The organism is Photorhabdus tasmaniensis (genome assembly GCF_011189505.1).
Lineage (GTDB): Bacteria > Pseudomonadota > Gammaproteobacteria > Enterobacterales > Enterobacteriaceae > Photorhabdus > Photorhabdus tasmaniensis.
Window position 1 is genome coordinate 1 of sequence record NZ_PUJU01000096.1, and the last position, 6,038, is coordinate 6,038.

Genomic DNA, 6,038 nt, shown 5'->3' on the forward strand with positions numbered 1-6,038 from the left:
GTGGGATATTTGCACGCGGTGTTGCAAGAGATGGTCGCTCACGCTCAACAGCGGATCGGGGAAATTGATATCCTGGCACCATCGGAGCGCAGGCTGTTGCTGGAAACCTGGAACGCGACGGAAACCCTTTATCCTGACGCGTTATGTATCCATCAATTGTTTGAACAACAAGTGGAGAAAACCCCGAATGCCACAGCGTTAGTGTATGAAGAACAAACCCTCAGTTATGCCGAATTAAATACCCGCGCCAACCGGCTGGCCCATCAGCTGATTGCGCTGGGGGTAGAGCCGGATCAGCGGGTGGCGATTTGCGTATCACGTTCACCGGCAATGGTGGTGGGATTACTGGCAGTATTGAAAGCCGGCAGCGCATATGTGCCGCTGGATCCGGCTTATCCGGGCGAGCGTTTGGCACATATTTTGACCGATGCGGCCCCGGCTATTTTGCTGGCGGATAATACCGGACGTGATGCGCTGGACGAGAAAACGTTGGCTGCGCTGACTGTGCTCGACCCGAATACCTTGCTTGATCAACCGGACAGTAATCCACAGGTCCCTGGGCTGACTGCCCGGCACCTGGCGTATGTGATTTACACCTCTGGCTCCACAGGAGTGCCAAAAGGGGTGATGATTGAGCACCGGAATACAGTGAACTTCTTGCACTGGGCCCAGCAGGCTTTTGGTGCGGAAGAGATCCGCGAGACACTGTTCTCGACGTCGATGAATTTTGACCTGTCCATTTTCGAATGTTTTATGCCGTTATCCTGTGGTGCGGCGATTCATCTGGTCGAGGATGTCCTGTCATTGATGCGGCATACCCTGCCGGTGAGTTTGATTAACTCTGTCCCGTCGGCAATGAAACCGCTATTGCAGGCTCAGGCGCTGATGGCTCCGGTCCATACCGTCAATCTGGCGGGTGAGCCGCTTAAAAGTGCCCTAATTGAACAGATTTTCGCAGAAACGCCGGTACAACGGTTATGTAATCTCTATGGACCTTCCGAAACGACAACCTATTCTGCCTGGATATCGATGCGGCGGGGTGACCGGGTTATTGAAAGTATCGGGCGTCCGATAGCCAACACCGGCCTTTACTTACTGGACGAGTATGGTCAGCCGGTGCCACAGGGTGTGGTGGGGGAAATTTATATCGGAGGCGCGGGAGTGGCGCGGGGTTACTTCAATCGCCCTGACTTGACCGCTGAACGTTTCCTTATCGATCCGTTCAGTGATAAACCGGGTGCCTGCATGTACCGCACCGGGGATTTGGCGCGTTATCTGCCGGACGGCAACCTAGTGTTTCTGGGCCGTAATGACCAGCAGGTTAAGATCCGCGGTTTCCGCATTGAACCGGGAGAAATAGAAGCCCGGCTGGTGGAACACCCGGCAGTAAGTGAATCGGTGGTATTGGCGCAGGGGGAAGGGCAGGAGAAACGGCTGGTGGCTTATGTGGTGGCACCCGCAGATGAGGAGCTGGTCAATAGCCTGCATACTTATCTGAGTGCCATTTTACCGGATTATATGGTGCCGTCGGCCTTTGTGCGGCTGGATGCATTTCCCTTAACGCCTAACGGTAAATTGGATCGTCGAGCATTGCCGGCAGCGGGCAATGAAGCGGTTGCCCGTCAGGTTTATGAAGCACCACAAGGGGAAACGGAAATCGCATTGGCGGCGATTTGGTGTGAATTACTGGGGATTGAACAGGTCAGCCGGTATGACAGCTTTTTTGCTCTGGGTGGTCATTCGTTGCTCGCGATACGGGTGATTGAACGTTTGCGTCACCTGGGATTGACCCTGACGGCGCGTGATCTGTTTCAGTTCCCGGTGCTGTTTGAACTGGCTCAGTCACTGGGACAGCACCAGGCGGTGATAGTGCCGCCTAACGTCATAACACCGGCAACCACGGCACTGACGCCGGAGATGTTGCCGCTGATCGATCTGACTCAGATTGACATTGACCGCATCATCGGGCGGGTGCCGGGCGGGGTGACCAATATTCAGGATATCTATGCCTTGTCGCCGTTGCAGGACGGTATTTTGTTCCACCACTTACTGGCAAACGAAGGTGATCCGTACCTGTTGACAGGTCAGATGGTCTTTGCTGACCGGTCTCTGTTAGATCGTTATCTGGCAGCGGTTCAACGAACGGTTGATCGGCACGATATCTTACGTACCGCCTTTATTTGGCAAGAATTGTCTGTGCCGGTGCAAGTGGTCTGGCGTCAGGCCCAATTGTCGGTGACGGAACTGACCTTGAATCCAGCCGATGGCCCGGTCAGTGACCAGTTAACCCGGCGCTTTGATCCTCATCATCATCGTCTTGACCTAGGGGAAGCGCCGTTATTGCGCTTTGTGGTGGCGCAGGAGACTGATGGCCGTTGGATTGTGCTGCAATTGCTGCATCATCTGATTGGTGACCATGAAACGCTGGAAGTGATGCACAGTGAAGTTCAGGCGTATCTTATCGGTCAGGAGGATAGCCTGCCTGATCCGGTTCCTTTCCGTAATTTGGTGGCACAAGTTCGGCTGGGGGTAAGCCAGGAAGCGCATACCCGTTTCTTTACCGAGATGCTGGCGGCGGTGGATGAACCGACGCTGCCATTCGGGCTGACAGAGGTGCACCGTGACGGTTCACAAGTGACGGAATCCCACCGGATGTTGGCACCTGAGCTGAATGACCGTCTGCGCAGTCAGGCACGGTGCCTGGGCGTCAGTCTGGCGGCATTGTGTCATCTGGCCTGGGCGCAAGTGTTATCGCGTACCAGCGGGCAGGAGAAAGTGGTGTTCGGCACGGTGTTGTTTGGGCGGATGCAGGCAGGGGACAGCACCGACAATGGTATGGGGCTGTTTATTAATACCTTGCCGTTGCAACTGGATATCGATGAGACCTCGGTACGGGACAGCGTTCAGGCCGCCCATACCCGACTGGCCGGATTATTAGCCCATGAGCACGCGTCACTGGCGCTGGCCCAGCGTTGCAGTGGGGTGCAGGGTGAGTTGCCACTCTTTAGTAGCCTGTTGAACTATCGGCATAATACTTTGTCGGCAACGTCAGCTGAACTTATCAATGGAATTGAATTTCTTGGCACACAAGAGCGGACCAACTACCCGTTTGTGCTGTCGGTGGAAGATTTTGGCGGATCCCTGGGGCTGACAGCGCAGGTCGTGCAGCCGTTTGATTCGAAAAGCCTGTGCGGTTATATGCAGCAAGCACTGGAAAGTCTGGCGGCGGCACTTGAGCAAACCCCAGAAATGCCCATTCGGGCATTGGAAATCCTGCCGGAAGCGGAACGTACCTTGTTGTTAAGAACCTGGAACGCCACGGAAACCGTGTATCCTGATGCGTTGTGTATTCATCAGTTATTTGAACAGCAGGTGAAGAAAACCCCAGAAGCAACGGCACTGATCGCGGGAGAGAAGAGCCTGAGCTATACGCAACTGAATGCGTATGCTAACCGATTGGCTCGTCAGCTGATCGAACAAGGGGTTGGTCCCGGTGATCATGTGGCGATCCTGTTAGAACGATCGATGGAACTGGTGGTGGCTATATTAGCTATTCTTAAAGCTGGTGCCGTTTATGTACCGATTGATCCCAGAGTGCCGGATGAACGAAAAAACTGGCTGATCAGTGATTGTTCTGCCAGGTTGCTGCTCACCGATACACGGGTGGATATTCCGGCTAATCTGGCTGTGCCGCTGCTTTGTCTCTCCGGTGAGATAGACACGAATAGAGAGGAAGATTGTTTTAATCCTGACTTGCCGTGTTCCAGTGCCGGATTGGCCTATATCATGTATACCTCCGGTTCGACTGGTGCATCCAAAGGGGTTCTGGTACCACATCGTGCGGTGGTCCGGCTGGTCATCAACAACGGATATGCTGAAATCGGGCCGGATGACCGGGTTGCCTTCGCTGCTAACCCGGCTTTTGATGCCAGTACTTTCGAAGTTTGGGCACCGTTGCTTAATGGTGGAACGTTAGTGGTTGTCGATCATGTCACTTTGCTGACGCCACTAGAGTTTGTACACGTTCTACAGGTTCAGCGAATTAATGTTTTGTGGCTGAGTGTCGGATTGTTTAACCAACTGGCGGCGGAACTGTCTCCAGTTTTTCCGCAGATAAAGTTCCTGATTGTCGGGGGAGATGCCCTTGATCCCCAGATTATCAGACAGGTACTGAGTACAAGCCCGCCACAACAGTTATTAAATGGCTATGGGCCGAGTGAAGGCACTACCTTTACGACGACATACCGTATTGATGCATTAGCGCAAGGAGCGACCCGAGTCCCTATTGGCCGACCGGTAGCCAACACGCGGGTTTATCTGTTGGATGCGAATGGTCAACCGGTACCGTTGGGGGTGGTTGGAGAGATTTATGTCGGTGGAGATGGGGTTGCCTATGGTTATCTTAATCGTCCTGAATTGACCGCCGAACGTTTTCTTGTCGATACGTTTGGTGATAACCCGGATGCACGCATGTACCGCACCGGGGATTTGGCACGTTATCTGCCGGACGGCAATCTGGAGTTCCTGGGCCGCAACGATCAGCAGGTGAAAATTCGCGGCTTCCGCATTGAACCGGGGGAAATTGAAGCCCGGTTGGCAGAGCATCCAGCGGTGCGTGAGGTTGCGGTGTTGGTATGGGGGGAAGGGGAGGATAAACGGCTGGTGGCCTATGTGGTGGAACCCACGGATGAGGGGCTGATGAACAGCCTGCGTGCTCACCTGAGTGCAGTTTTGCCTGACTATATGGTGCCGTCAGACTTTGTGCGGCTGGATGCGTTTCCATTGACCCCGAACGGTAAGTTGGATCGCCGTGCGCTACCGGCACCGGACAATGAAGTCGTTTCCCGTCAGATTTACGCCGAACCGCAGGGCGATACGGAAATTGCCCTGGCGACGATTTGGCGTGAATTACTGGGGATTGCGCAGATAAGCCGGTATGACAGCTTTTTTGCCCTGGGTGGTCATTCATTGCTTGCTATACGCATGATTGAACGCTTGCGTCACCTGGGATTGACTTTGACGGCGCGGAATCTGTTCCAGTTTCCGGTGCTGTTTGAACTGGCCCGGTCATTGGGACAGCATCAGGCGGTAAGAGTGCCACCTAACGTCATCACCCCGGCAACCACGGCGCTGACGCCGGAGATGTTGCCGCTAATCGATCTGACTCAATCTGACATTGACCGTATCGTCAGACAGGTGCCGGGCGGGATGGGCAATATCCAGGATATCTATGCCCTGTCACCGTTGCAGGATGGTATTTTGTTCCACCACTTACTGGCAAACGAAGGGGATCCGTATCTGTTGATGGGGCAGATGGCCTTTGCTGACCGGGCTCTGTTGGATCGTTATCTGACGGCGGTTCAGCGGGTAGTTGATCGGCACGATATTCTACGTACGGCCTTTATCTGGCAAGAATTGTCAGTGCCGGCACAGGTGGTCTGGCGTCAGGCCCAATTGTCGGTAACGGAACTGACACTGAACCCGGCTGACGGCCCGGTCAGTGACCAGTTAACCCGGCGTTTTGACCCGCGTCATCATCGTCTTGATCTGGGGGAAGCACCGTTATTGCGCTTTGTGGTGGCACCGGAGACCGATGGCCGTTGGATTGTGCTGCAATTGCTGCATCATCTGATTGGTGACCATGAAACGCTGGACGTGATGAACCGTGAAGTACAGGTGTATCTGACGGAGCAGGAGAAGAGCCTGCCTGCGCCGACACCGTTCCGCAATTTGGTGGCGCAAGTCCGGTTGGAGGGAAATCAGGAAGCACATACTCGTTTCTTTACCGACATGTTATCGGAGGTAGATGAACCCACCCTGCCGTTTGGTTTGACGGAAGTGCATCGTGACGGATCTCAAATGGCGGAGTCTCACCGGATGTTGGTACCTGAGCTGAATGATCGTCTGCGCAGTCAGGCCCGGCGTTTGGGGGTCAGTTTGGCGGCGTTGTGTCATCTGGCCTGGGCCCAGGTATTGTCGCATACCAGCGATCAGGTAAAAGTGGTGTTTGGCACCGTGCTATTTGGACGCATGGCGGC

The 6,038-nt window shown here is 54.4% G+C and carries 1 protein-coding gene; it reads left to right on the forward strand.

Features of this window, described 5'->3' with window-relative positions:
• Nucleotides 1–6,038 (forward strand): non-ribosomal peptide synthetase (locus tag C5471_RS22435; protein ID WP_166296465.1); only part of this gene is annotated, 6,038 nt, incomplete at both ends.